Source organism: Pseudonocardia bannensis, assembly GCF_012911875.1.
GTDB classification, from domain to species: Bacteria; Actinomycetota; Actinomycetes; order Mycobacteriales; family Pseudonocardiaceae; genus Pseudonocardia; species Pseudonocardia bannensis.
The window spans coordinates 24,607-50,127 of the sequence record NZ_JAAXKZ010000031.1 but is presented as its reverse complement, the minus strand read 5'-3'; the positions used below and the strand labels follow the sequence as shown (position 1 = coordinate 50,127).

General features: G+C 71.6%; 25 protein-coding genes. 9 read left to right on the top strand and 16 right to left on the bottom strand.

Annotated features, from left to right (window positions below; genetic code table 11):
• The 4 genes from HF519_RS11180 to HF519_RS11165 all read left to right on the top strand — a co-directional run.
• On the top strand, positions 1–602 hold a 602-nt coding region (locus HF519_RS11180), incomplete at its 5' end, for a dehydroquinate synthase/iron-containing alcohol dehydrogenase family protein (RefSeq protein WP_169412834.1).
• 1 nt (position 603) lies between these two features.
• Complete coding sequence (locus HF519_RS11175; RefSeq protein ID WP_169412833.1) at positions 604–1,560, top strand: alpha/beta hydrolase; 957 nt, start codon at positions 604–606, stop codon at positions 1,558–1,560.
• A 98-nt stretch (positions 1,561–1,658) separates the two neighbouring features.
• Positions 1,659–3,593 (top strand): flavin-containing monooxygenase, encoded by a 1,935-nt coding sequence (locus HF519_RS11170; protein ID WP_211169864.1) that lies wholly within the window; start codon positions 1,659–1,661, stop codon positions 3,591–3,593.
• 121 nt (positions 3,594–3,714) lie between these two features.
• Positions 3,715–4,482, top strand: coding sequence for a FadR/GntR family transcriptional regulator (locus HF519_RS11165; protein WP_169412832.1), 768 nt, complete (start codon positions 3,715–3,717; stop codon positions 4,480–4,482).
• Between the two features lie 339 nt (positions 4,483–4,821).
• Here HF519_RS11165 and HF519_RS11160 read toward each other — a convergent pair whose 3' ends face one another.
• From HF519_RS11160 to HF519_RS11110, 11 genes are all read right to left on the bottom strand, one after another.
• Complete coding sequence (locus tag HF519_RS11160) at positions 4,822–5,946, bottom strand: LLM class flavin-dependent oxidoreductase (RefSeq protein WP_169412831.1); 1,125 nt, start codon at positions 5,944–5,946, stop codon at positions 4,822–4,824.
• A 991-nt stretch (positions 5,947–6,937) separates the two neighbouring features.
• The gene (locus tag HF519_RS11155; RefSeq protein WP_169412830.1) at positions 6,938–7,198 is read right to left on the bottom strand and encodes a hypothetical protein; all 261 of its coding nucleotides are present in this window, start codon (positions 7,196–7,198) and stop codon (positions 6,938–6,940) included.
• Between the two features lie 85 nt (positions 7,199–7,283).
• Entirely contained in the window at positions 7,284–8,822 is a 1,539-nt protein-coding gene (locus tag HF519_RS11150) for a long-chain-fatty-acid--CoA ligase (RefSeq protein ID WP_169412829.1), read from the bottom strand.
• Positions 8,819–9,835, bottom strand: a complete 1,017-nt coding sequence (locus HF519_RS11145; protein ID WP_308259246.1) for an NAD(P)H-dependent flavin oxidoreductase — start codon at positions 9,833–9,835, stop codon at positions 8,819–8,821. Before HF519_RS11145 ends, HF519_RS11150 begins: the two co-directional genes overlap by 4 nt.
• A 44-nt stretch (positions 9,836–9,879) precedes the next feature.
• Positions 9,880–10,731, bottom strand: coding sequence for an SDR family oxidoreductase (locus HF519_RS11140; RefSeq protein WP_211169863.1), 852 nt, complete (start codon positions 10,729–10,731; stop codon positions 9,880–9,882).
• The gene (locus HF519_RS11135; RefSeq protein WP_211169862.1) at positions 10,728–11,300 is read right to left on the bottom strand and encodes a 3-phenylpropionate/cinnamic acid dioxygenase subunit beta; all 573 of its coding nucleotides are present in this window, start codon (positions 11,298–11,300) and stop codon (positions 10,728–10,730) included. The genes HF519_RS11140 and HF519_RS11135 overlap by 4 nt, the downstream gene beginning before the upstream one ends.
• Positions 11,297–12,589: an aromatic ring-hydroxylating oxygenase subunit alpha gene (locus tag HF519_RS11130; protein WP_169412827.1), complete on the bottom strand. Its 1,293-nt coding sequence runs from the start codon at positions 12,587–12,589 to the stop codon at positions 11,297–11,299. The genes HF519_RS11135 and HF519_RS11130 overlap by 4 nt, the downstream gene beginning before the upstream one ends.
• Positions 12,586–12,960 (bottom strand): bifunctional 3-phenylpropionate/cinnamic acid dioxygenase ferredoxin subunit, encoded by a 375-nt coding sequence (locus HF519_RS11125; protein WP_169412826.1) that lies wholly within the window; start codon positions 12,958–12,960, stop codon positions 12,586–12,588. Before HF519_RS11125 ends, HF519_RS11130 begins: the two co-directional genes overlap by 4 nt.
• Before the next feature lie 44 nt (positions 12,961–13,004).
• The gene (locus HF519_RS11120) at positions 13,005–13,832 is read right to left on the bottom strand and encodes a DODA-type extradiol aromatic ring-opening family dioxygenase (protein ID WP_169412825.1); all 828 of its coding nucleotides are present in this window, start codon (positions 13,830–13,832) and stop codon (positions 13,005–13,007) included.
• A gap of 2 nt (positions 13,833–13,834) precedes the next feature.
• Positions 13,835–14,107: an extradiol ring-cleavage dioxygenase gene (locus tag HF519_RS11115; protein WP_169412824.1), complete on the bottom strand. Its 273-nt coding sequence runs from the start codon at positions 14,105–14,107 to the stop codon at positions 13,835–13,837.
• Positions 14,104–14,949 carry an alpha/beta fold hydrolase gene (locus tag HF519_RS11110; protein WP_169412823.1) on the bottom strand — a complete coding sequence of 282 codons (846 nt, stop codon included), beginning with the start codon at positions 14,947–14,949 and terminating at the stop codon, positions 14,104–14,106. The genes HF519_RS11115 and HF519_RS11110 overlap by 4 nt, the downstream gene beginning before the upstream one ends.
• A gap of 126 nt (positions 14,950–15,075) precedes the next feature.
• On the opposite strand from HF519_RS11110, the gene HF519_RS11105 reads away from it, so the two are divergent.
• Positions 15,076–15,807, top strand: a complete 732-nt coding sequence (locus tag HF519_RS11105; RefSeq protein WP_169412822.1) for a TetR/AcrR family transcriptional regulator — start codon at positions 15,076–15,078, stop codon at positions 15,805–15,807.
• A 697-nt stretch (positions 15,808–16,504) separates the two neighbouring features.
• Here the strand turns inward: HF519_RS11105 and HF519_RS11100 are convergent.
• Genes HF519_RS11100 through HF519_RS11080 form a run of 5 tightly spaced genes read right to left on the bottom strand, consistent with a single transcriptional unit; the run spans position 16,505 to position 21,268 of the window.
• Entirely contained in the window at positions 16,505–16,975 is a 471-nt protein-coding gene (locus HF519_RS11100) for a DUF6010 family protein (RefSeq protein ID WP_169412821.1), read from the bottom strand.
• Between the two features lie 27 nt (positions 16,976–17,002).
• The gene (locus HF519_RS11095; protein ID WP_169412820.1) at positions 17,003–20,224 is read right to left on the bottom strand and encodes a heavy metal translocating P-type ATPase; all 3,222 of its coding nucleotides are present in this window, start codon (positions 20,222–20,224) and stop codon (positions 17,003–17,005) included.
• The gene (locus tag HF519_RS11090; protein ID WP_312860043.1) at positions 20,221–20,646 is read right to left on the bottom strand and encodes a hypothetical protein; all 426 of its coding nucleotides are present in this window, start codon (positions 20,644–20,646) and stop codon (positions 20,221–20,223) included. The genes HF519_RS11095 and HF519_RS11090 overlap by 4 nt, the downstream gene beginning before the upstream one ends.
• Before the next feature lie 47 nt (positions 20,647–20,693).
• Positions 20,694–21,071 (bottom strand): FAD-dependent oxidoreductase, encoded by a 378-nt coding sequence (locus tag HF519_RS11085; protein WP_169412819.1) that lies wholly within the window; start codon positions 21,069–21,071, stop codon positions 20,694–20,696.
• Positions 21,068–21,268 (bottom strand): heavy-metal-associated domain-containing protein, encoded by a 201-nt coding sequence (locus HF519_RS11080; protein ID WP_312860042.1) that lies wholly within the window; start codon positions 21,266–21,268, stop codon positions 21,068–21,070. Before HF519_RS11080 ends, HF519_RS11085 begins: the two co-directional genes overlap by 4 nt.
• 248 nt (positions 21,269–21,516) lie before the next feature.
• Here HF519_RS11080 and HF519_RS11075 point away from each other — a divergent pair, with 248 nt between their 5' ends.
• From HF519_RS11075 to HF519_RS11060, 4 genes are all read left to right on the top strand, one after another.
• The gene (locus HF519_RS11075; RefSeq protein ID WP_169412818.1) at positions 21,517–21,666 is read left to right on the top strand and encodes a hypothetical protein; all 150 of its coding nucleotides are present in this window, start codon (positions 21,517–21,519) and stop codon (positions 21,664–21,666) included.
• Between the two features lie 6 nt (positions 21,667–21,672).
• Positions 21,673–22,902 carry an FAD-binding oxidoreductase gene (locus HF519_RS32820; protein WP_169412817.1) on the top strand — a complete coding sequence of 410 codons (1,230 nt, stop codon included), beginning with the start codon at positions 21,673–21,675 and terminating at the stop codon, positions 22,900–22,902.
• Between the two features lie 305 nt (positions 22,903–23,207).
• Entirely contained in the window at positions 23,208–24,263 is a 1,056-nt protein-coding gene (locus tag HF519_RS11065; RefSeq protein WP_169412816.1) for a class I SAM-dependent methyltransferase, read from the top strand.
• A 382-nt stretch (positions 24,264–24,645) separates the two neighbouring features.
• On the top strand, positions 24,646–25,464 hold the full coding sequence (locus tag HF519_RS11060) for an alpha/beta fold hydrolase (RefSeq protein ID WP_169412815.1): 819 nt from the start codon (positions 24,646–24,648) through the stop codon (positions 25,462–25,464).
• Positions 25,465–25,521 lie beyond the last annotated feature (57 nt).

Below are 25,521 nucleotides of genomic sequence, written 5' to 3'. Positions count from 1 at the left end.
CCCCGCGGGACCTGTGGGCCTCCACCGGGATGCGGTCGGTCGACCACGCGGTCGAGGCGCTGTGCTCGACCACCGCGCAGCCGGTGACCGACGCGCTGTGCGCGGACGCGCTGCGGAGGCTGACCCGGTACCTGCCCGTCTCCGCGCGCGACGAGACCGACCTGTACGCGGCCACCCAGTGCCAGGTGGCGGCCTGGCAGTCGATCTTCGGGCTGACCAATGTGAACCTGGGGCTCAGCCACGGCATCGGCCATCAACTCGGCGCCCGATGCGGTGTCCCGCACGGCATCACCTCCTGCGTGATGCTGCCGTCGGTGCTCGAGTTCAACCTCGACCACACCCGGGAACCGCAGGCCCGCATCGCCGAGATCTTCGCCGACGCCGCCGGGGTCACCACCGACCCGGACGCCGGCGCCGGCGAACTGGTGCGCCAATTCATCGCCTCGCTCGGGCTACCGACCCGGCTGCGCGACATCGGCGTGGAACCCTCGGAGTTCCCGGCCCTGGCCCACGACGCCATGGCCGACCTCATCGTGGCCTCCAACCCACGCCCGGTCACCGACGAGGCCGACGTCATCTCCATCCTCGAACGGGCCTACTGAGATGACCCTCCGTCTCTCGGGGGTCGGCCCCGGTGCTCCGCCCCCGGGAGACGGAGCGGCGGTCGAGCTCCCGCCTGAGCTGCTGGAGTTTCAGCTCACCCTCGCCCTGCCCCGGTCCGGCTCGGTGCGTGACCTGCTGGCCTCCTTCGACGCCTACATCAACCAGAGGTTGCCCCCGGTCGCCGCGGTGATCCACCAGGTGCCCGTGCGTGAGATGGCGGGGTGGCGGGTCACGGCGGATGTGTACCGGCCGTTCGGCGAACCGCCGTTCCCCACCCTGGTGTACCTGCACGGCGGAGCCTGGGTGATGGGCGCGCCGTCGACTCACCGCCGGTTGGCTGCTGACCTCGCGGCGCTGGGCCTGCTGACCATCGTCGTCGACTACCGGCGGGCGCCGAGGCACCGCTTCCCGGCCGCGGTCGAGGACACCGTGCACGCGATCGACTGGGCGCGCGACCACGCCGCAGCCCACGGCGGCGACCCGTCCCGGCTGCTCGTCGGCGGCGACTCCGCCGGGGCGAACCTGGCCGCGGCGGCACTGGCGACCGGGCGCGCCGGCGCCGTCGCCGCGGCGCTGCTGTGCTATGGCATCTACGACGTGCACCGCGCCCTGCCGGTACTCGCCGACCTCCTCGGCGGGCCCGACCCAGCCACGCAGCTCTACCTCGAGCCGGAGGACGCCCGCCGGCGGCTCGACGATCCCCGGCTCCATCCCGAGCGCTACTGCGCCGGCTTCCCGCCCACCCTGATCCTCGCGGGCGAGCGCGACCCGCTGTTCGCCGAGTCGGCAGCGCTGGCCGACCGGCTCACTGCGGCCGCCGTGCACCACGAGTTCGTGGTCGTACCCGGTGCGCCGCACGGATTCCTGCAGCTACCGACCCACCCCTGTCACGCAGAGGGTCTGCGGACGATCGACGAATTCCTGCGCCGCACCGGCGTACGCACCGTCGAGCACTGACCCGGGCCCGGCATCCGCAACCGCTGACGCCGGCGGATGCCCGCGGTGCCCGGCCCACACATGGAGGCGTCATCACCGTGACAGCACATCCGAACCGGATGGACGCAAGCGACGAGGAGCTGCGGGCCGCGCTGGAGTGCGCGAACCTCCCGACCCTGCTCATGGTCCTCGCACACCTCACCGGCGACCGCTCCTGGCTCGAGGAGCCCTACCGGCCCGACCGGACGAAGGCGCTCGACGACAACGACACCGGCGGCCTGTCCCCCTCCCGGCAGGCCGAGGTGCGGGCGGCGGCGTGGGACGTGCTGCGCCGGTGGCGTGACGGCCAGATCTCCACCCCGACGCCGCTGAGCGACCAGCGGATCGTTGAGATGCTCAGCGTCTGCATGGGCGAGCCCGTGCCTGACGAGTACGCACCGATGATGGCCGAGGAGGCGGGGTTCCGCCGACGAGACGCCCGGTGGACCGACGGGCCGCCGCGGCGCAAGCTGGCGGACTTCCGGGTCGTGGTGATCGGCGCCGGCATCTCGGGGATCTGCGCGGCGATCAAACTGCACGAGCTGGGCATCCCCTACGTCGTGCTGGAGAAGAACGACACCGTCGGCGGGACGTGGCTGGAGAACGACTATCCGGGTGCCGGGGTCGACACGCCCAGCCACCTGTACTCGTTCTCCTTCGACCCCCACCCCGGCTGGTCGCGCTACTACGCCAAACAAGGGGAGATCCTCGACTACCTGCGCGGCGTCGCGGAACGGCACGGGATCCTGCGCGACGTCCGGTTCGGCACCGAGGTGGTCTCCGCGACCTTCGACGCCGCGGCGCAGCGCTGGGAGGTGGTGGCACGCGAGACCGACGGCGCGACCCGGGCCTACCGCGCCGACGTCGTCATCAGCTCGGTCGGCCAGCTCAACCGGCCACAGATGCCGACGGTCCCGGGGCTGGAGACCTTCCCCGGCCCGGCCTTCCACTCCGCCCGCTGGCACCACGACGTCGACCTCGCCGGCAAGCGCGTCGGGGTCCTGGGCACCGGGGCGAGCGCGATGCAGATCGTCCCGTCCATCGCCGGCACTCCTGCAGAGGTGGTGGTGTTCCAACGGTCCCCGCAGTGGGTGGCGCCGAACCCGAACTACCTGCGGCCGGTGCAGGACGGGACCCGGCTGCTGATGGAGCAGGTTCCCTACTACGCCACCTGGTACCGGATGCGGCTGCTGTGGATGTTCAACGACAAGCTGCACCCGTCGCTACAGATCGACCCGGACTGGCCGCACCCCGACCGGGCGATCAACGCGACCAACGACAAGCACCGCCGCTTCTTCACCCGCTACATCCACGAGCAGCTCGCCGGCCGCGAGGACCTCTGGGACAAGGTCGTTCCGACCTACCCGCCCTACGGCAAGCGGATTCTCATGGACAACGACTGGTACCGCACGATCGCCCGGGACGACGTGCGGCTGGTGACCGAGGACGTGCAGCGGATCGACGGCGACGCCGTGGTGACCGCGGACGGGAACCGTCACCAGTTGGACGTGCTGGTGTTCGCCACCGGGTTCCAGAGCAAGCGGATGCTCTACCCGATGGACGTCCGAGGCGTCGGCGGGCGGTCGCTGCGCGAGCTGTGGGGTGAGGACGACGCGCGGGCCTATCTCGGCATGACCGTGCCCGGCTTCCCCAACCTCTTCCTGCTCTACGGGCCGAACACCAACCTCGGCCACGGCGGCAGCGTCATCTTCCACACCGAGTGCCAGGTCAACTACGTCATCCGCCTGCTCATCACGATGATCGAGCGGGACATCGCGGCGATCGAGTGCCGGCCGGAGGTCTTCGAGGAGTACAACGCCCGGGTCGACGCGGCGCACGAGCGAATGATCTGGACGCACCGCGGGATGGACACCTGGTACCGCAACGCGCGCGGCCGGGTCGTCACCAACACGCCGTGGCGACTGCTCGACTACTGGCGGATGACCCGCCGGCCCGCCGTCGAGGACTTCATCGTCTCGTTCCGCGAGGCTGCCCAGGAGCGCCATCCGGCCTAACTGCTGCAGCAGTTAGGCCGGCGCATGCACCGCCTCCACCCGCGGGCTGGGCCGAGCTCATCGGCCAGGAAGTAGTATGAGAGATCCGATGAGCTTACCGATTCGAGCCGGGGGGCCGGAGATGACCGAACGCGAAGCGGTCAGCCGCGGCTCGTTGCCCTCGCACACGGCCCGCCGCATCCTGCGCGATGTCCAGGCGCGCGGCTTGGAGCCCGGTGACGCCCTGACGGACGAGGCCGGTCTCATCGAGCAGTACAACGTCTCTCGGGGAACGCTGCGCGAGGCGCTGCGGCTGCTGACGTTTCTCGGCGCGATCACCATCAGGTCGGGTCCGCAGGGCGGCCCGCGGCTGGCGACACCGAGCCCGGCGGTGGTGGGCAGTGCCATGGGCATGGTCGTGCAGTTCCGCGGCGCCACGCTGCGGACGGTGTTCGAGGCGCGCACGGCGATCGAGCCCTCGGTCGCAGCGCTGGCGGCGTCGAACCGCAAGGACACAGACCTGGAGCGTCTGGACGAATCGGTCACCGCCCTGCGGGCCGCCCAGCGGGTGCCCGGGCCGGAGTACGCCGTGCAGAGTGGACTGTTCCACCTCCGAGTAGCGGAGGCCTCGCACAACGAGGTGCTGGCGACCGTCGTACCGGCGCTTGCGGCGATGACCACGACAGTGCCGTGGCGCTATCCGCGAGGCAGTCGCCCGGAGCTCACCGAGCGGATCAGCACCGTGGTCGAGGCCATTCGGATGTCGGACTCCGCTGCTGCCGCGGAAGCCATCACCAGCATGTTCCAGTGGCTTATGGATGATCTGCAACGCAATCAACGAGCCAAGATGGAGACTCGGATCCGGTGGCCGGACGTGGACGAGGTTCTCGCTGAGCAGCGCCACGACTGAGTCCCGGTCGAGCGCTCACAGGGCCGCCGAGCTCGGCGAGCCGTCGTTCCCAGCTGTGTAATAACCGCGCAACCAGCACGAGCGAAATGCGTCATCGACGCGCTCGCCACCGGCGGCCTGCTCCTGAGATCGACGATTCAGCGGACCGCGGGTGACGACTGCCGAGCGGATGCGGGCCCTGCTCGATTCCTTGCCGGGTGCGGAGTACATCCGTGACGATCACGGGCTCGCTGTCCTGTGCCCGAAACCAAGCGTCGATGAAGCACCGGAACCCGCGGAGCCGGGTACGCCCGGGCGGGATGTCGCCCGAGCGCACCCGGCTTCGCCGTGCTCACCGGATCATTCAGGAAGCACGAACTTCTCCCGCAACCCGGCCGCCTCCATCCGCGGCAGGACCTCGTCGCGGAAGATCTCGAAGTCGGCGAGGTAGCTCGGCAGGGCGACGGCCATGCCGTTCACGCCGGCATCGCTGATGCGCTGGAACGTCGCGACGACCTCGTCCGGGTCGCCCATCACGCGGAACGTGCCGTGCCCGCTCATCAGTCGCTCGAGGAACTCGGGGCTCTGGAGTACGGCGTCCGGGATGGACTTGATCTCTTCGTAGGACTTCCGCATGTACTCCCCGGCTGCCCAGTCGCCCTGCTCATGGACCAGGTAGTGCAGGTACTCCTCGGTCTCCTTCTTCGTCTTGCGGCAGATCACGTGCCCGCTGGCGTACACCTCGATCGGCCGGTCGGCCATCGACGCCCGCACCTGGGTCAGGTCGTCGGCGAGCAGGTCCAGATTCGTGATGATCATGAACAGGGCGTCGGCCTGGCGCAGGGCGAAGCTGCGACCGGCGGGGGAGGAGCCGGCGCTGACCACGATCGGGCGGTCAGGGCCTACCGGCCGGGGCTTGCTCCACACGCCCTTGAGGTTGAAGTGCTCGCCGGCGAAGTCGAACGGTGCCTCCTCGGTCCACATCCGCTTGACGAGGGTGAGCCACTCCTCGAGGTAGGCGTAGCGCTCCTCGTGGCCGAGGTAGTCGACACCGAGCATGTTGAACTCGTCGCGGTTGTATCCGGCGACCACGTTGAGCCCGAACCGGCCATTGCCGATGTGGTCACAGGTGGCGGCCTGCTTGGCGGCGAAGACCGGGTTGAGGAACGGGACGTGGATCGTCGCGAACACGTTGATCCGGCTCGTCGCCTGCAGCAGGCCTGCCGCCCACGCCATGGTCTCGTGGAAGTGTCCGTCGGTCGGCGCTGCACCCTCGTGGCCCAGCCATCCGGCCAGTGGCAGCACGAACTCCAGGCCGGCATCCTCCGCGGCCTTGGTGAGTGCCACCGTGTTATCCCAGGACGCGTCCCACCGCTCGGGAGCGAGCGTGTTCGTCAGCCCGCCGTAGGTGTTGTAGGAGAACAGGCCCAGCTTGAACTTGTTGCGCTGACCCAGCGTCCGGGACGTGACCGGATGACCATTCATCAAGGGTTCCTTCCTGTGGAATCGATGCATCGCGTGGTGCTCTGACCCCGGGCGCGGCCGTGGACACCATTTGGGACGAAGGATGTGCCGCCCTCACGCCCGATCACCAAACCGGGCAACGATTCAGAGCAGCGCGACGCGCAGATGTCGGTGACGGCCTCCAGATCGCAGCCTCGCCCAGTGCGGCGCCCCAAAGAGGCGGAAATCTAGTATCAGAGTACTCGGAGGTTGCCCAATTTAGGATGAGAGATATGGTCTGTCAACACTCAGGTGACGGACCACGACCCTGCAAGGGGCAGGCAGCAGACGCAGAACCGGTTCGAACAGCGGTCTTGTCCATGACGCACTAGACGACGAGGCCTCCGAGGACGGCGTGGACGTGCCACCGTCGGCGGGGCAGCGCGGCGGGAGCCCTTGGCGTTGCCTCCGATCCGGCCGTCATGTCGCCCCGGCCGGCCGGGTCGTAGGCGATGCGGATCCGCCCGGTCAACCCGTCCGCGCTGCCCGGCCCAGCACTGCCGCTCCGGCCATCGTGAAGCTCGCCTCCAGGCCCCGGTTGCCAGCGGGTCACCTCGGCGACCGAGGCCATTAGATCCTGCGGGCCGGTTGACCCGCCCCGGGGCGTATGTGATCGCCACCCGAGTCGCCCGGGATGTCGGCATGACCGCAAGGACCGCAGGCCCGCAAGGACCGGGCGTTGCCGCGATCGCCCGCTGAGTGCCCGAGCGAATACATGGTCAAGCGGGCCACGAGCACGTCGACCACATCGCCGCCGCGATAAATCCCGCCGTCGCGATAAATCCCGCCGTCGCGCGCCCGCAGCGTAGCGGCCAGTGTGGAGGTCCCCACCCACCGCCGACACCCGCGATCCGGGGTAGCTGCATCCGCGTGCCTCCTCCCCTCAGGTTCAGACCTGGCGCTGGAGGAAGGCGGCGAGCGCCTCGCAATAGCCCACCCAGGACCTCCCCGAGTTCGTCGAGGCCCGCAACGCCTACGTCATGCGATTCATGACCGCGACCGCCGCCGGCAAGCAGGTGAGGGAGGTGTTCTCCTGCATCGATCGTGCGCGAGCGCAAGGCAGCCCGTTCCGCGGTCGCGGAGGTGCTCGCGGCGTCGGATCGAACAGTGCGGCCTGCTCACCGGCCGCCGTCGGGACCAGATCACGAGGCAGGCCGCGCTTTTCCAGTTCGTCGCCGGCAAGCTGGGCGCGCTGCTCGGCGCGGGCGGCGTCGACGGCCCACGCCTCGCGCACCGCGCGAATGGCGGCGAGGTGCTCGGCGCGGGGCCCCCAGCTCGGCAGCGAAACCGGCGGCGGTGCGCATCTCCGCCTCGGCCCGTCACACCCCCATTCGGGCAAACCCGGCGCGCAGCGTCGCTTTGTCGATCTTCCCGACTGGCGTCTTGACGATCGTGTCGACGAACACGACCTGTCGCGGCTTCTTGTAGTCGGCCAGCCGCTCGGCACAGAAGTCGACGAGTTCAGCCTCGGTCACCGTGCGGTCCGGACAGGGCGCGATCACCGCTAGGACGGTCTCGCCCCACGTCTGGTCGGGGACGCCGATGACCGCCGCCTCCGCGACGGCCGGATGTGAGTACAGCACGTCCTCCACCTCGCGCGGGTACACGTTGGCGCCGCCGGTGATGATCATGTCGTGTTTGCGGTCGACGATGTAGAGGTAGCCGTCCTCGTCCCGGATGCCGATGTCGCCGGTATGCAGCCAGCCGCCCTTCAGGGCCTGCTCACTCGCCTCCGGCAAGCCCCAGTAGCCGGCCATGACGTTCGCCCCCCGGAGGAGCACCTCGCCGCGCTCCCCCGGCGGGCACTCCTCGTCCACGGAACCGATCCGAACCTCCACGTGCGTGATCTCCCGTCCGCACGAACTCAGCCGGCGATGGTCACCGTCGAGCCGGTGGTCCTCCTTGCGCAGGACGGTGCTGATGGTGGCGCTCTCGCTGAGCCCGTACATCTGGACGAAGATCGGCCCGAAACGTTCCAGCGCGACGCTGAGCACGGGGACGGGGATCGGGGCCGCGGCGTAGAAGATCGTCTGCAGGCTGGAGAGATCGTGTGCGTCGAGCAGGTCAGTGCGCTGTAGCAGCAGTGCGATCATCGTCGGCACGAAGAATGCGTCCGTGACCCGATAGCGCTCGGTGAGATCCACGACGGTCTCGAGGTCGAACGGCACGGCGATGACGGTCATACCGCGCATGAGCGCGGCCATGTGCGGGATGCACGCGGCGTGGTAGTACGGCACGCAGGCGAGGTAGACACCGCCGGCGTTGTGGAACCCCTCGACCAGGAAGTTCGTCGCGCTGTGAATGAGGTTGGCGTGCGTGAGCCGGACGCCCTTCGGCCGGCCCGTGGTGCCGCTGGTGTAGATCAGCATCGCGGTCGAGCTCTCGGCCACCTCCACCTGGGGCGGGGTCGGGGACGCGTCGGCCACCATGGCCTCGAAGTCCACCGTGCCCGGCGCGGCACCGTCCACGGTGACCACGTGGCGCAGCTGCGGCAGACGCTCCCGGACCGCGTGGACGGTGTCGAGCAGGTCCGTCGAGGTGACCACGACCGCCGCGCCGGAATCGGCCAGGATGAACTCGACCTCGTCATGCTTGAGACGCTCGTTGACGTTGACGGTCACCGCACCGAGGAGACCGACGGCGAAGGGGAGTTCGGCGCAGACTGCGCAGTTGCCGAGCAGCATGGCGACCCGGTCTCCCCTGGTTACACCGAGCTCCGCCAAGCCGTTCGCGATTCGGGCCGATCGCTGCGCCACCTCGGCGAACGAGTACTGACGATCCCGACGTGGGTCGATCAACGCGATGCGGTCGGGCAGGGCCCTGCCCTGCTTGACGAGGACCTCACCGAGAACCCTCATGACTCACCCTTCTCCGGCCCCGACCCGATTTGCACTGCACTGTCGTAGGAGTTCCCGCCGGCGGCGGCCCGATCGGCGAGCCGTCGCAGGCTTGCGGCGCGGTCGGCGACCAGCTCGTCGACGATCGCTCGCACCGTGGTGACCGAGCGGACACTGCCGACGCCATGGCCGGCCGACCACAGCTGCTTCCACGGCTTGGCGCCCTGCAGATCACCCGAGAAGTCCGCCGGCCCCGCGCCGTCGACGTCGTAGCCGGCGCGTTCGAGACTGGGTCGCAACCAGTTGGCGGTCACCCCGGTGACGGCTCGGCTCGCCACGACGTCCGCCATCTCCGCGGTGAGGAGCATGTCTCGGTACTGCTCGCTCGCGAGGCTCTCGGTCGCCGCGATGAATCGCGTCCCCACGTAGGCTCCATCTGCGCCGAGGGCCTCGACCGCGGCCACAGCGCGGCCGTCACCGATCCCGCCGGCGACGAGCAGTGGGCCGTCGTAGAAGCCCCGGACCGCGGAGACGAAGGCCAGCGGGCTGAAGGTCCCGGTGTGACCGCCACTGCCCGCGCACACGAGGACGAGCCCGTCGACGCCTGCCGCCAGGGCCCGCTTCGACTGGGCGAGGGTGGCGACGTCGGCGAAGACCTCACCCCCGTAGCCGTGGACGGCGTCCACGACGCGGTTCGGCGCACCCAGGGAAGTGATCACCAGGTCGGGCCGGTACCGGCAGAGGATGTCGACCTCGGCGTCCAGACGCCGGTAGGTGCGGTGGGCGAACAGGTTCACTGCCCAGGCGCCGCTGCCTCGCGCAACAGTGCCACCGGCGTCCGCGGCCACGCCGGTGCTGATCGTCTGGCACCACCGGTCGAAGTCGGCGAGCTCGCGGGCGTTGGGCGCCGGGAAGGCCCCGACGATCCCGGCGCGGTGGGCGGCCAGCACCAGTTCGGGGCCGGACACCAGGAACATCGGTGCGGCGATGACCGGTATCCGCAGCCGGGCCAGCACCGGTCCCGGTGTTCCCACCGGACTGTTGCTGCGTGTGCTGACACCGTGGGGGGTTGTGACGGTCATGTCTGGGCCGCCGCGCTCGCGCCGGACATCCGCTGCCTGCGGTGGTGACGTCCGGATCGACGCACGTCGAGACCGCCGTCGCTGGGCAGTACCGCGCCCGTCACGAAGGGGGCCTCGGTGGCGCTGGCGAGCAGGACATACAGCGCCGCATGGTCTGCCGGTTCGGCGACGAAGCCCAGCGGCACCGTCTCCGCGACTCGGTCCATCAGCCCGGGTCGCTCGTCCAACCGTCCACGGCCGACCTCGGAGTCCGACAGCCCGCTCAACCCGGTCGCCGTCGCGCCGGGCGCGATCGCGTTGACGCGCACGTCGGGAGCGAGCTCGTGGGCGAGCTGGCGCACGAGCCCGACGACGGCGTGCTTGGCTGCCACGTACAGCGCGCCGCCGCCGCCGGCGTAGCGGCTGCTGCTGGAGGCGGTGAAGATCATGCTGCCACGGGCCGCCCGCAACGCGCTCGCCATCCTCCGCGCCCCCAGCAGGTAGCCGAGGACGTCGACGGTGAACAGCTCGTGGAACGCGGCGGGCAACTGGTCGGTGGGGATGTCCTCGAGCCGCGTCCACATGTCATGGATGCCCGCGTTGGCCACGTAGGTGTCCACCGGCCCGAAACTCTGCGAGGTCGCGTCGAGGACCGCCTCGTGGGCGGCGGCGTCCCGGACGTCGCCGCCCACGACGACCAGCCGGTCGGACCACTCGGCCCGCAGGTCGTGCAGCGCGTCGGGCTGCCGGTCGAGCACGCCCACGCACGCACCCTCGGCGAGGAACCGCTCCACCACGGCGCGTCCGATGCCGTTTGCCCCGCCCGAGACGAGGGCGACCTGTCCGCGCAGCCTCTCCGATCCGCTCACAGGAACGTGTTGATGTTCTGCGAGAGCAGCACGGACTGGCCCATGACGACGGTGCGTCGGGCGATCCGTAGCCCGTCGTCGGTCCGGCGGAGGACGTCGGTCCGGCGGGCGCTGAGGACGTCCTCCTCGTCGTGGTTGCGGTTGCGGTAGCTCACAAGCACCGAGCGGACGAGCATCTCCCCGGGGGCGGGTGGCTCCTCACCGTGCGGGGAAGGGCCGTCCGGGCCGCTGCCGGGTTCGGCTCCGACCTGCTCCACCTCGATGTTGGTCACGACATGGACGTGGCGGGTCGCCGGGTCCTCTGCCCAGGCGGTGGGGGCCTGGAAACGCGCGACGCGCCGGGAGAGATCCATGAAGGTGTCGTCGAAGAAGGCCATGTGCGACCGCGTGATGCTGCCCAGGGGGTCGCGCCGCATCCGGTTCTCCACGCCCGGTACCCAGTAGTGGACGTCGGAGGTGAAGAGCGCGAGCCAGTCGTCGTAGCGTTCTTCGTCCAGCAGCCGGGCCTCCCGGTAGAGGAACCGACTCACCTCGAAATGCAGGGCCATCTCGTCGACGACGTCGCTCACGAGGCCACCTCCGACCAGCTCCGCGCGTCCATGAGCTGGGCCCACCGCTGCAGGAAGGCGCGCTGGTTCGCATCGTTGACCTGGCCCTGGTGGACGTTGCCGGGCAGCTCGGGATGATCGATGCCCGTCCCGAGACCCAGGCCGTAGTAGAGCCGCTGACGACGGGTGACGACGCCGTCGTTCGCTCGGGTCGCGTACTGCCAGTTGTCGCCGTCGTCCATCTCGAACACCCCGGCCGGCGAGAAGGTCATCATCACGCCCTTGCGGTAGGCCTCCTTGATGTGGTCGGGAGCGTTGCGGTTCACCAGCACCCACGTCTGCAGTTCCGTCCGCTGCGGTCCGCGCGGCTGCCACACCCGGAACGTGCTCTGCCCCGGCAGGAACGAGAAGTTCGGGAAGACATTGACCGAGGACATCGAGCCGACCATGCGCGCCCGGATCGGGCCCAGCCGCTGCGCCATCTCCGGTTCCCGCGAACGCAGCCACCTGAGGACCGACCGGTCGCCGAACGTGGCGGCGTTCCCGAGCAGATCGAGGTTGAACTCCCAACAGTGGCCGTTGATGTTGGCCTGGTAGCTGTTCTCGTCGGACACCTTGCCGACCCCGCGACCCAACATCGCCTGCGCCCCGGAGTCATGGGTCCATCCGGCGTGCAGGGCGTCGCCGGCGAAGTTCTCGGCGGCGACCTTCCAGTTGCACGGCAGCATCGACCGGATGCAGCCGGGCATGAACTCGGTGCCGCCCTCGTCGTTGTCCAGCATGACGTCGAGGTAGTACGTGAACTCCCCGAAGTAGTCGGGGAGCGAGGGCGCGTCCGGGTCGAACGTCGCGAAGACGAGCCCCTTGTAGGTGTCGATCTTCGCGACGGGGGTCAGGCCCAGCTTGCGCCGGTCGAACCCCGGAGTGCGTTCGAAGGCCTCGACCTCGTGCATGCCCACGAGGCTGCCGTCCAGGCCGAAGGACCACCCGTGGTAGTTGCACACGAACCCGCGCGCCCGGCCGGCCTCGGCGTGGCAGACGACGTTGCCCCGGTGCGGGCAGCTGTTGAGGTAGGCGCCCACGGTGCCGTCGCGGCCACGCACGACGATCACGCGGTCCTGGCCCATCCACGTCGTGACGAAGTCGCCGGGCCGGGGGATCTGCGACTCGTGCGCCAGGAACAGCCAGGCCCGCGCGAAGATCCGCTCCAGCTCCAGAGCGTAGATGTCGGGGTCCCAGTAGATCGAGCGGTCCACCCAGCCCTCGTCGATGTCGACCAGGTGCGTGATGTCGCTCCCCGCGGGGCTCATGCCGCGCTGCCTGAGGACGGGCCGGTCGGGTCCGGACCGGTCCGCGAGGCATCGAGCACAACCCTCACGATGCCGTCGGCGACCTCCACCCGGTAGGTCGTCAGGTCCTCGGTGGCCGGGAAGCACAGCGCGGCACCGGTGCGCACGTCGAACCGGGCCCAGTGCACCGGGCAGCTGACCTCGGCGTCCTCGAGGTCGCCCTCGGCGAGGCTGGCGAGCGCGTGGGTACACGTGTCCGCGGTCGCGTAGAACTCACCGTCCACGTTGTACACGGTGATCGCCTCGACGTCGGGCGCCTCGACGCGGCGCATCGTCCCGGGGGGTAGCTCGGCCACCGGACACACACTCAGCCGCCGCTCGGCTCGCTGCATGACTGCTGTCCTCGCCTCTCGTTGCTCGTCGGAACCCGGCCTGTTCATGCCGCGCGCACCTCGACGAAGCCGAGGCCGGTGATCCACTGCGGTACGGGCCGGTACGCGATCAGCTCCCCGCGCGGGTTCGGGACGGCGGACAGCGCCGCGGCGAAGTTCCTGATCTCCAGAGCCCCGTTGCCGCCGTCGCGCACGACGTCGTCGTCGCTCAGGGCGCACAGGCCCTCGACGTCGCCCTCGGCGACGAGCTCGAGGATCATCTGGTCGAACTCGACGTTGACCCGTCCCATGTCGGCTTCGCCGACGGAGTGGCTGATCCCGCCGCTGCCGATGACCACGACCCGCTCATCGCCCGGCCACGCCTCGACGGCGCTGCGCACGAGCCCGCCCAGGTGCGCTGCGCGCCGCATCGGGATCACCGGGTCGACGCCGCAGGCCAGGTAGAACGGGATGATCGGGAGGTCGCCTGCCGGGGCGACGACCAACTGCTGGGGGATGGCGACGCTGTGGTCGACCGTGAGGACCTTGGCGCAGGCCAGGTCGAAGTCTCCGTCCAGCACGTGGCGCAGGATGTGGTCGGCCAGCTCGGGGTGGTGCGGGATGACCCGGCGGTCCAGGCCCCGCATCCGGTCGATCGGACCGTCGAGCTCGCCGACCCCCATGAGCGCCTGCGGCAGGCAGCCGGGACCGAAGAGGATGTAGTGATCGGTGCCGAAGACCACGACGGCGTCGGCGCGCAGTTCGCCGAGGCGACGGGCCGCCTCGGCGTAAGCGTCGAAGACGGCGTCCTTGACCTCGGCCGGCACTGTGTCGGGTGCGGCGAAGATCAGTGGGTCGTGCGGGACGAGGAACCCTCCGACGATCTGCCCCATGACTACGCCTTTCCCTCCATGTCGCGCGGTCCCGCGATGCGGCGCAGGTAGCTCGTCATGTCCTGGCGGGCGAGCTGCCAGTAGCCCATGAGCAGCATCGGATTGACCCCCCGTTCCCGGAGCGCGTGCAGGTCGAAGTCGCAGATCAGCTCGATCTCCTCGGCGGTGAGGCGGTAGCCCGCGAGCAGGGCGCGCGGATCGTCTCGGAAGGCCTTCTTGGCCGATCGATCGACGCTGAGGTCGTAGAGGACCTTCTCGAGCATCGTCTGGCTCATCCGAGCCCTCCGGCGAACAGGGCGACCTGCCGGGCGAAGGCCTCCGGTCGCTCCAGTTGGACCCAGTGCCCGCAGCGGCCGAAGACGTGCATGTCGGCCCCCGGGATGTGCCTGCCCGCGAACAGTCCCGCCTCGAGTGGCACCACGCGGTCCTCCCGGCCGTGCACGATCAGTGCCGGCGCGGCGACCTTGGCCAGGAACCCCGCACCGGCGCCACGCACCGTGCCGCCGTCGGCGCCCGACGGTTCGGGGACCAGCCGCCGGAACGCCTCCTGCGCACCCGGACGCGCCGAGAGCGCGTACCGCGCAGCGACCATCTCGTCGGTCACGATGCCCGGGTCGAAGGGGAACTCCCGGAGGATCGCCCGCATGTTCTCCGGGCTGGGTTCGTAGTACCAGCCCGAACGCAGTCCCGGGGTCATCGGAAACTCCCCGGCCGGGGTGCCGAGCAGGACCAGCCCGGCGACCCGTTCCGGGGCGAACACGGCCGTGGCGATCGCGAGTGCCCCACCGAAGCTGTTGCCGACAAGGACCGCGCGGTCGACCTCCAGCGCGTCGAGAACGGCGAGCAGATGGGCGGCCCACAGCTTGATGTCGTAGTGGCCGTCGGCCCTGAACTCAGTGAGCCCGTAGCCGGCGATGTCCGGAGCAATCGTCCGGAAATTACTGGCGAGCAACGGCGTCACGCTGTGCCAGTTGCTGTATGCGCTAACGCCCGGACCTGACCCGTGAAGCAGGACGAGCGGCGGCCCCTCACCGTTGTCGTAGTAATTCGTTCGATGCCCTGCTGCATGCACCGTCAGACCCGACGGAACTTCCCGAGAATACTCCGTGACTGACATTGTCGCCCCGTTTTGATAGGTCTATCAATCACCGACAGTCTGCGCTCGTAGAGGCTCGTGAGTCAAGACTTCGTTCCCGTGCCCTCGACGTCGGGCGCGCAGATGCAGCGCGGCTAGGCTGCTCCGATGGCACGTCGAGCCCCGGAGCCGCACGGCACATCCCCCACCGGCGACCAGGAGGGTTCAGCTCGTGGACCCGTTGACGACGACGGCTGGGACCGGCGGCGACGGGAGATCCTCGAAGCCGCCGCGCAGGTGTTCTTCCTGCGCGGGTTCGAGCGCGGCACAACGAAGGAGATCGCGGCGCTGGTCGGCCTGACGCAGTCGGCCATCTACCACTACGTAGGCAGCAAACACGATCTCCTCGTTGAGATCGCCCGCCAGGTGGACAGGGACTTCAGCGCCTCCACCGCGGCGGCATTCCGGGCCAGCGACGACCCCGTCGAACAGCTGCGCAGCGTGATCTATGCCTTCACCGCTGCGCTGGCACGCAACCGCTACTCCTACGCGGTGTACTGGAAGGAGTACCGGACGTTCCCGCCAGAGGTCGCGCGTGCGGTCGCGGCCGACCAGCGGACGTTCGTCGAGCAGACGACCCAGCTCGTCGAACGCGCCCAGGCTGCCGGCGCGCTGCCGGCGGACCAGCCCACCGAGATCATCACGAATGGCCTGCTCGGCATGCTCGCCTGGATGTACTGGTGGTATCAGCCGGACGGGCCGCATACTCCGGACAGCATCGCGCGCGGCTTCATCGCACTGATCGGACTGCCCTACGGGCCACCGCCCGCCGCCCTGGACGCGCAGCTGCGCTCCGCGCCACTGCATGACCCACGATCGGCGGACGATCCGAATCTGTAACCGCCGCACCTCCTTCAGCATCAGCGGGCTCGCCCGGGACGAGGACGACGACCGCGCGGGCGCGCTCCTGCAGCCGGGGATCGGGTATCGCGACCAGCGCCGGGGTGCCGAGCCGCGGGTGCTCGTCGAGCACGTTCTCCACGCAGGGCAGGGCTCGATCTGCACGCCGTGTTCGGCGGCGCGGGGCTTGCGGGCCTGATACGCCGGGGGCCACGCCGCCGCCGGCAGCTGCGCGAGGCCGGCGTGCACGTCGAGGTGGGCGCAGCTGGCTCCGACCGAGAACTCCACACCCCGGGCCTGCAGGTGGGCGGCGAACTCGCGGGCGGCGCCGGCGGCGTCGGTGCACACCAGCACCGCCACCCGCCCGGTCCCGTCGCCGGCCCGCAGCGGGGCGGGGAGCTGGGCCAGGGCGGTGTCGAGCACCACGACGTGATCGGCGGCGGTGTTCGGGCCCGAACCCCTTCTTCCAGGTGCGGGCCGTGTCTTCCGTGTCTTCCTTCTCCGAGTGCGCGGTGACCAGGGTGGTCGAGTTCGCCCACGACTACACCGTGCAGGTGCGCGCCGCCCACGCCCTGTTCGTGGACGCCTTCCGCGGCGGTCGGAGGCCCGGGGTCGCCGCGTCCGAGGCGGCGGCTGGGCGCGTAGAGGACGTGGCGACGCGGCCGGACCGCTCGGGCCCGGCCGCACTCGCCCTCCGCTACCGCGCCGTACCGCGCACCGCGCGCTCCGCGCGCAGCCCCGACCGGCGGCCGCCGAGCAGCCCGAACCCGTACGCGGCCGCGATGTAGGCGGCGACCAGGAGATCCCAGCTCACGCAGGAGATCGGGTAGGCCTCGGGCGTGAAGGAGCGGCCCGGGCCGACGTGGTGCAGCAGCATGTCCCACACCGGGTGCAGGGCCCACCCCGCCGCGAGCCACATCGGGGAGCGGCGGTTGCCGAGCACACCCATCCCGCCGTAGATGACGAGGCCGGCGACCTCGCCGATCAGCCAGGCGGTGCCCGCGTCCGCGCGTGAGGCGAACACGAGGTAGAAGAAGGCGGCCGCCACCAGGACGAAGGCGAGCCAGACGCGGCCGACGACGTCGTGGACGAAGCGGGACAGGACGAAGGCGACGAGGGACACGACGGCGCCGCCGATCGCGCCGTTGATGAGCCAGTCGAGTACCACGGTGGTTCCTTCCAGGAGGGGGCCGGCTCAGCCGGCGGTGACGGTGAACGGGGCGGTGATGACGGAGCCGTCGGCGAGCCGGAACTGGGCCCACAGGCGGTAGGTGCCGGGGGCCGCGAAGCGGGTGTGGAAGCCCAGCTCGGGGCCGAAGGTCTGGCCGGGCAGGGCGAACACCGGGTCGCCCTGGGCGTCCTCGACCTCGGCGTGGCCGTGGGCGAAGGCCCGGCCGTCGGCCCGCATGGACACGACGTGTCCGGCGGCGGCGAGGTAGGGCTGCAGGTCGGCGACGGGGCGGCCGGTGGCGGCGTCGGCGAAGGCGAAGCGGAACTCGCTCTCCTCCCCGGCGCGGGAGTCGCCGCGCAGGGTGACCCGCACCCCGGCGACGACCACCTCCCGTGGCCCCTCGACGACGGGCTCGGCGGCCGGGGCCGGTCCGGCGACGACGACCTCGTGCGCGTCGAGGACGTCGTTCATCTGGCCCTGCCGGCGGAACTCGGTGTGGATCGTGTAGCGGCCCGGCGTCGGGAACACCACGTCGACGGCGAGCTCGCCGGGACGGCCGGTGGGCGCGGGGTGGACGTGGGCGAACGTGGCGAGGTCGGCGCGGGTCGCGATGAGGTGCATCCACGCCTGGTGGCTGCGGACGACGTCCTCGACGGGCGCGCCGTCGGCGGTCCGGACGGTCGCCGCGACCCGGGTGGGCTCACCGGGGCGGGCGTCGGCGGGGACCGCCACGTCGACCCGCAGGCCGGCGTCGTGCGCGTCGACCGGGTCGACGTCGGTGGTCATCATGACCGACATCGCGGTGCGCATCGGCATGCCCGTGCTCTGCATCCAGGTCAGCACGCCGTTCATGCCGCGCTGGGCGAAATCGGCGCGGGACAGCGCGGTCAGCCCGGCTCCGACGGCGAGCGCGAGGGCCGCGACGGCGAGCAGGTAGCCGTAGTCGGCCAGCCGGGTGCGCAGCGGCGGGCGCAGGATCTCCGCGGTCCGGGCGGGCGGTGCGAACCGGCGCAGCCGCAGCGCGTTGCCGACCACGCTGACCGAGCTCATCGCCATCGCCGCGGCGGCGAGGACCGGGTCGAGCAGCAGCCCGTCCCACCAGTACAGCGCGCCGGCCGCGACGGGGACGAGCGCGAGGTTGTAGCCGAACGCCCAGCCCAGGCCCTGCGTGATGGTGCGCACGGTGCGGCGGGCCAGCGCGATCGCGGAAACGATGCCGCGCAGGTCGCCGCCGACCAGGGTGATGTCGGAGGCGGCGATGGCGGCGTCGCTGCCGGTGCCGATCGCGATGCCGAGGTCGGCCTGCGCGAGGGCGGGGGCGTCGTTGATGCCGTCGCCGACCATGGCCACGACCTGCCCGTCGCGCTGCAGCGCGGCGACCCGCGCGGCCTTCTGGTCGGGCAGCACCTCGGCGATCACGTGCTCGATGCCGACCTCGGCGGCGACCGCGGTGGCGGTGGCGGCGTTGTCGCCGGTCAGCATCCACACCTGCAGCCCGAGGGCCTCGAGCTGGGCGACCACCGCGGCGGACTCGGGCTTGACCGGGTCGGCGACCACGACCAGCCCGGCCGCGGCGCCGTCGACCGCGACGAACATCGGCGTGCGGCCCGCCGCGGCGGCCGCCGCGGCGTCCTCGGCGAACGCGGTGACCTCGACGCCCTCGACCGCCATCAGGGCGAGGTTGCCCGCCAGCACCCGCCGCCCGGCGACGGTGGCCGTGGCGCCGTGCCCGGGCACGGCCTGGAAGGACTCCGCGCGGGGCAGCGTCAGCCCGCGGTCGCGGGCGGCGGTGACGATCGCCTCGCCGAGCGGGTGCTCGCTGCCGACCTCGGCGGCCGCGACCAGCGCGAGCAGCTCGTCGGCCGCCCAGTCCTGGGTGCGGACGTCGGTGACGGTGGGCCGGCCGCGGGTGATCGTGCCGGTCTTGTCCAGGACGACGGCGGTGAGCCGCCGCGTCTGCTCCAGCGCCTCCCCGGACCCGATGAGGATCCCGAGCTCGGCGGCCTTGCCGGTGCCGACCATGACCGCGGTCGGGGTGGCGAGCCCGAGCGCGCACGGGCAGGCGATGATCAGCACGGCGATCGCGGTGCCGATCGCGAGGGTCAGCCGGCCGGTGTCCGGGCCGAACGCCGACCATCCGGCGAAGGTCGCGGCGGCGAGCACCAGCACGGCGGGGACGAACCAGCCGGAGACCCGGTCGGCGAGCTGCTGCATCGGCGCCTTCGCGCCCTGGGCCTCGGACACCAGCCGCACGATCTGGGCGAGCGTGGTGTCCTGCCCGACCGCGGTGGCGCGCAGCACGATCGAGCCGGTCCGGTTGAGGGTGGCGCCGATGACCCGGTCGCCCACGACCTTCTCCACCGGCAGGCTCTCGCCGGTCAGCATGCTCTCGTCGACGGTGGTGGCGCCGTCGGTGACGACCCCGTCGACGGGCACCTTCTCCCCGGGCCGGACCCGGACCAGGTCGCCGACCCCCACCTCGTCGACCGGGATGTCGACCTCGTCGCCGTCGCGCAGCACCCGCGCGGTCTTCGGCGCGAGGCCGACCAGCGCGGTGACGGCCGCGGTGGTCCGTTTCTTCGCCCGGGCCTCCAGCCAGCGCCCGAGCAGCACCAGCGCGATGATCACCAGCGAGGTCTCGTAGTAGACGTGCAGCGGCAGCCCCCACCGCTCCGCCGCGGCGGGCCACAGGGTGACGAACGCGCTGTAGCCGTAGGCGACGGTGGTGCCCAGCGCCACGAGGGTGTTCATGTTCGTGGCGCGGTGCCGGGCAGCGGCCCACGCCGCGGCGTACACCGCCCGGCCCGCCCAGAACTGCACGACGGTGGCGACGACGAGGATGGCCGGCATCAGCCAGTCCATGGCGTCGATCGGCAGCGGGACGTACATCAGCACCATCAGCCCGAGCCCCGCGGCCAGGGCGACCTGCCAGCGGCGCGCGAGCCCGGCGAGCTCGGCGTCGCGCTCCTCGCCGGCCCCGGAACCGGTGTCCGGCACGGTCGGGCGGTCGGTGCCGGGGCCACGGACGGTGCCGGTGTAGCCGGCGGCCGCGACCGCGGCGGTGAGCTGGGCCGGCGTGACGAGGGCGGGGTCGTAGCCGACGGTGGCGACCTCGGTGGCGAGGTTGACCTGCGCGTCGGCGACGCCGTGGACCCGGCTCAGGGCCTTCTCGACGCGGCGGACGCAGGAGGCGCAGGTCATGCCGCCGATGTCGAGGGTGCAGGTGGTGAGGGCGGGGGCGGTCACGACCGCGCCTCGCAGTGGTGGCCGGTGTACTCGGCGCGGCGCAGCAGCATCGCGGCGGCCATCGCGGGCAGCATCAGCACGTGCCCGCCGATCATCATCGTGCCGGTGGAGATCAGCCCGGCCCACATCGGCGGGAACAGCACGACGAACGGCAGGTACATGGCGGCGGCCATCTCCAGGGTGGCCGGCCAGCCGTGGCCGCGCAACCGCATCCACGCGCACATGGCGATGGACATGTTCGTGGCCATGACCAGTGCCATCGGCTCGGGGGCGTGGAGGAACGCGGTCCAGCCGAGGGCGTCGCCGGCGAGGGACCACAGTGGTCCGAGGGCGACCATGCCGATCACCATCGCCACGACCATCTCCAGGTAGTGGTGGACGAAGTGGCCGGTGGGGGTGGTCGGGCGCAGCAGGGTCTTCACGGACAGGCTCCTGTTCGGGGGAGGGGTGATGTACGCGCGGCGGGTGGTCACGCGGCGCGCGGAGAGGTCCGCCGGGACCCGGCGGCGGTGGTGCGCAGGTCGGCGGTGATCCGGTCGGCGGCGTCGCAGTCGACGAACCCGAGCAGCGCCGAGCCGCGGCTGGTCTGCCGGTGCCGGCCGATCGCGGAAAGGCCGGGGGCGGGGGTGAGGCCGCGCTCGTGCACCAGCCGCCCACCCTCGGGCAGGGCGCCGTAGGGGGCCGCGGTGAACAGCCGCAGCGAGTCCCAGCGCGACCGCCACACCGCGCCGATCTCCGTGCCGGCGTCCAGGACGGTGAAGTCGAGGCCGCGGCGCTGCAGGTGCCGTGCCAGGGCCGGCCCGGCCTGCCCGGCCCCGACCACGGCGACGTCCAGGATCGGGGTCACGGCGCGACCTGGTAGCCGGCGTCGGCGATGGCGGCGCGCACCTGCTCGGGGGCCGCCGCGCCGGACACGTGGACGGTCGTGGTGGCCAGGTCGACCTGGACGGCGGTGACCCCGGCGACGTCGCCGACGCTGCTCGAGATGGCGCGGACGCAGTGCTCGCAGGTCATGCCCGGCACCCGCAGCTGCAGTTCTCCCACGGGAGGTTCCTCTCTCCGGTGGCGGTCGCGGACCGACCGCCTGGGATCGAGGTTCGACGGGGGCACTGTCGCGCCCCTGTCCCGGCGCTGTCCGGACGATCTCGTGCCGGACAGGCCGGGACAGGCCTAGGGCTGAGCTGCTTAGGGCACTCTCGACCACCGCGCTGTAGACCTCGGACAAGTACCGCTTGCCCACGGCGATCGGGCGTTCTCGCACGATCTCCCTACCCATAATCCTCTTCTCCGGGGTGACCGAGGACGGTCCCGCGGCGGCGCTCGCGGAGCTCGCCGACCGGATGGACGGCACGGTCGTCGGGCCGCCCGACCCGGAGTTCGACGCGGCCCGGCGGGTGTGGAACGGCTGCATCGACCGGCACCCGCTCGCGGTCGCCCGGTGACGGTCGGTGCCGGATGTGGTCGCGGCGATCGGCCTGACCCGGGAGCACGGACTGCCGCTGTCCGTGCGGGGCGGGGGACACGGCCTGCCGGGATTCGCCACGAACGAGGGCGGGATCGTCGTCGACCTGTCCGGGATGCGGGAGGTCCGGGTGGACCCGGCGGCCCGGCTGGCGCACGTCGGCGGGGGTGCGCGGTGGGGCGACGTCGACACCGCCACCGCCGCGCACGGGCTGGCGACCCCGGGTGGTCTGGTCTCGACGACCGGCGTCGCCGGGCTGACCCTCGGTGGCGGCATCGGCTGGCTCTCCCGCCGCTACGGGCTGGCGTGCGACAACCTGCGGGCCGTCGAACTCGTCACGGCCGACGGGCGGGTGGTACGGGCGGACGACGAGCTCGAGCCCGATCTGATGTGGGGGCTGCGCGGTGGCGGGGGCAACTTCGGCGTCGTCACCCGGTTCACCTTCGCGCTGCACCCTGTCGCCGAGGTCACGGCCGGCCTGATGCTGTTCCCGCTCGAGCGGGCGGCCGAGGTGGCGGCGTTCCACCGCGACCACCTCGCGGACCTCAGCGACGGGTTCCGCACCTTGCTGGGCTTCCTCACCGCCCCACCCGCGGAGTTCGTGCCGCCGGAACTGCGCGACCGGCCCGTCGTCGCCGTCGCCGGCTGTCACTGCGGCCCGTCCGCGCAGGCACAGGAGGAGCTCGCCGCGCTGCGGTCCCTCGGGCCGGCCGCGGACGTGTTCGGGCCGATGCCGTACCCGGCGTGGCAGACCCTGTTCGACGCGAAGGTGCCGGCCGGGCGGCGCTACCACTTCGCCGGCGGGTACACCACGGGCTGCCCTGACGACCTGATCGGGACCGTCGTCGAGGCGATCCGCGACCGCCCGTCGACGGCCAGCGAGTTCCACCTGCACCACATGGGCGGCGCCGTCGCCCGCGTGCCCGCCGACGGGACGGCGTACCCGGGGCGGGACGCGGTGTTCACCTTCAACGTCGTCGGCATCTGGGACGACGCCGCGGACGACGCCGCCAACCAGGCCTGGACCAGGGACCTCGCCGCCGCGATGGCGCCTCACGGCGGCGATCGCACCTACGTCAACTTCCTCACCGAGCGGGAGGGCGGGCGGCGGCTGCGCGACGCCTACGGCCCGCAGCGCTACGCCCGCCTGCAGGCGCTGAAGCGCCGCTACGACCTGACCAACCTGTTCCGGCTCAACCAGAACATCACGCCGTAGGCCGCGGGGTCGCGGCGGCCGCGGAGGGGTCGGCCGCTGTGATCGTCAACGCCTGGGCGGCAGAGGATGCCACGGCGATCGGCTGCCTGTGGGGGCACGCCTTGGGGTGGGGTCCGAGACGTAGCTACGAGCAACCCGAAGTACCCGGCCCGGGACATCGCCGGTACTCCGCCGTCCCGATCACGGCGGGCGAGATCGGGAATCGGCCGGCCGCCGAGTGGTCGAGGCGGCTGGCGAACCGCACGGAGCAGTAGCTCGCCTGTCACACACCGTGTGTCTCAGTTGTGGACGAAGGAGGGATTGGCATGAGCGTTGACGAGGGCAAGCTGAACGAGCTGCTGGGCAGCTTCGTCGCGGACGTGGGCGGGGCGTATCACGCGATCAGCGCGGTGATCGGGGATCGGCTGGGCCTGTATCGCGCGTTGCTGGCGATCATGCCGGCGAGTGCGGCCGAGGTCGCTGCGGAGGCCGGGATCGGCGAGCGGTATGCGCTGGAGTGGCTCAGTGGTCAGGCGGCCAGCGGCTACGTCACCTATGACGCCGCCACGGCGCGCTTCTCGCTGACCGAGGAGCAGGCGTTCGCCCTGGCCGCGCCGGACGGGCTGCAGCTGGCGGCAGCGTTCCAGATCCCGGTCGCGGTCGGTAAGAACGTCGAACGCCTCACCGAGACCATCCAGACCAACGGCGGGTTCGGGTGGCACGAGCACGACCCGGCGATGTTCGAGGGCGTCGAGCGGTTCTTCCGTCCGGGGTACGTTGCCAATCTCGTGGCCTCGTGGATTCCTGCGCTCGACGGGGTGGCCCGGAAGCTGGAGAACGGGGCGAAGGTCGCCGACGTCGGGTGCGGGCACGGTGCCTCGACGCTGCCGCTGGGGGCGTCGTACCCGAACCCGCAGGTCACCGGGTTCGACTACCACGGCGCGTCGATCGAGCAGGCCCGCAAGCGCGCGGCCGACGCCGGTCTGGCGGGCCGGGTGTCGTTCGAGGTCGCGGCGGCCGCCGGCTTCCCCGGCACGGACTACGACCTCGTCGCGATCTTCGACGCGCTGCACGACATGCCAGATCCGCTCGGCGCCGCGCGGCACATCCGCGAGACGCTCAAGGCGGACGGGACGCTGCTGCTCGTCGAGCCCTTCGCCAACGACACGCTCGAGGACAACCTGACGCCGGTCGGTCGTCTCTACTACGGGGCCTCGGTCGTGATCTGCACACCGCACTCGATGACCGAGGCGCCGCGCGCTGCCCTGGGCGCGCAGGCCGGTGAGGCGCGGCTGACCGAGGTCCTCCGCGATGCCGGTTTCACCCGCGTCCGACGGGCCGCGGAGACACCGTTCAACCTGATCCTGGAGGCCCGCCCGTAGCCCGGCTAAACGCGGACTTCGCTGTGGCAGGGCCGGTATCCACCGGCCTGCCAAGTCACCCACCCCGGACACCCGGCGCCCCGGCAAGGCGTTCGGCGATGCACGGCCTTCGTCGACGGCCAGCGCGCCGTCGCGGTCCTCCGCGGGCAGGCGCGTCGCGACGTCGCGCTCGCCCGGCGACTGGTCCGGCACCGAAGCCTCAGTCGAGCAGCTCGGCGGTAGTCGGCGGCGTGTCGGTCAGTGGTCAGCCACGGTGGGGGTGTCTCCTGAGATTGTGGGCCGGCCGACCCCCGCGGGCACGTGCAGGGCCGGCCGGTTGGCGGGTTCAGCCATCCCGTGGACCCTGCCAAGGAGCGGCCGATCTAGGGCATCATCGGCACCTGTGCCGGAGGTTCGGGTGGTCGAGGTCCCGGGTGCCCGCCTGCACTGCGAGGTGCGGGGAACCGGGCCGGTCCTGTTGCTGATCCCGGGCGGGGCGGCCGACGCCGCGTCCTACGACGGGATCGCCCCGCTGCTCGCCGCGGACCGCACCGTGGTCACGTACGACCCGCGGGGCACCTCTCGCAGCCCGGCCGCCGACCCGGGATCGATGGCCTCGACCGCGACGCTCGCCGACGACGCCCACCGCGTGCTCGCGGCGCTCGGCGCGGACCGCGCGACCGTCTTCGGCAACAGCGCCGGGGCGATCACCGGCCTGGAGCTCGTCACGCGCCACGCCGAGCAGGTCAAGCGCCTGGTCGCGCACGAACCGCCGGTCACCGCCCTGCTGCCCGACGCCGCCCAGCGCGACGGCGCCCGGCTGGCCGAGCTCCAACGCCGGGAGGGCACCCAGGCCGCGATGGCCTGCTTCCTCGCCGACACCGGGATGGACGGGGACGCGCCGCCCCCGCCGACGGACGACCCGGCCGCCCTGGATGCGCTCGCCCGCATGACCGCCAACCTGCCGGGGTTCTTCGCGCACACGGTGGTGGCGGTCAGCCGGTACCAGCCGGACGTCGAGGCGCTGCGCGCTCTCGGGCCGCGGATCGTGGTGGCCGCCGGGCGGGACTCCGCAGGGCAGGTCCCGCGGCGCGCGACCGAGGCCCTTGCCGCGGCTCTCGGCATCGCGCCTGTCGAGATGCCCGGAGACCACCGGGGCTTCCTCGGCGCCCCGGTTGCCTTCGCCGAGGCGCTGCGCCCCTTGCTGAACGGGTCTCCCTGACGCACCGGCAGCGGCTGACCGCCGACGGGATCACCCGCAGCGGCGGCCAGGTCCACG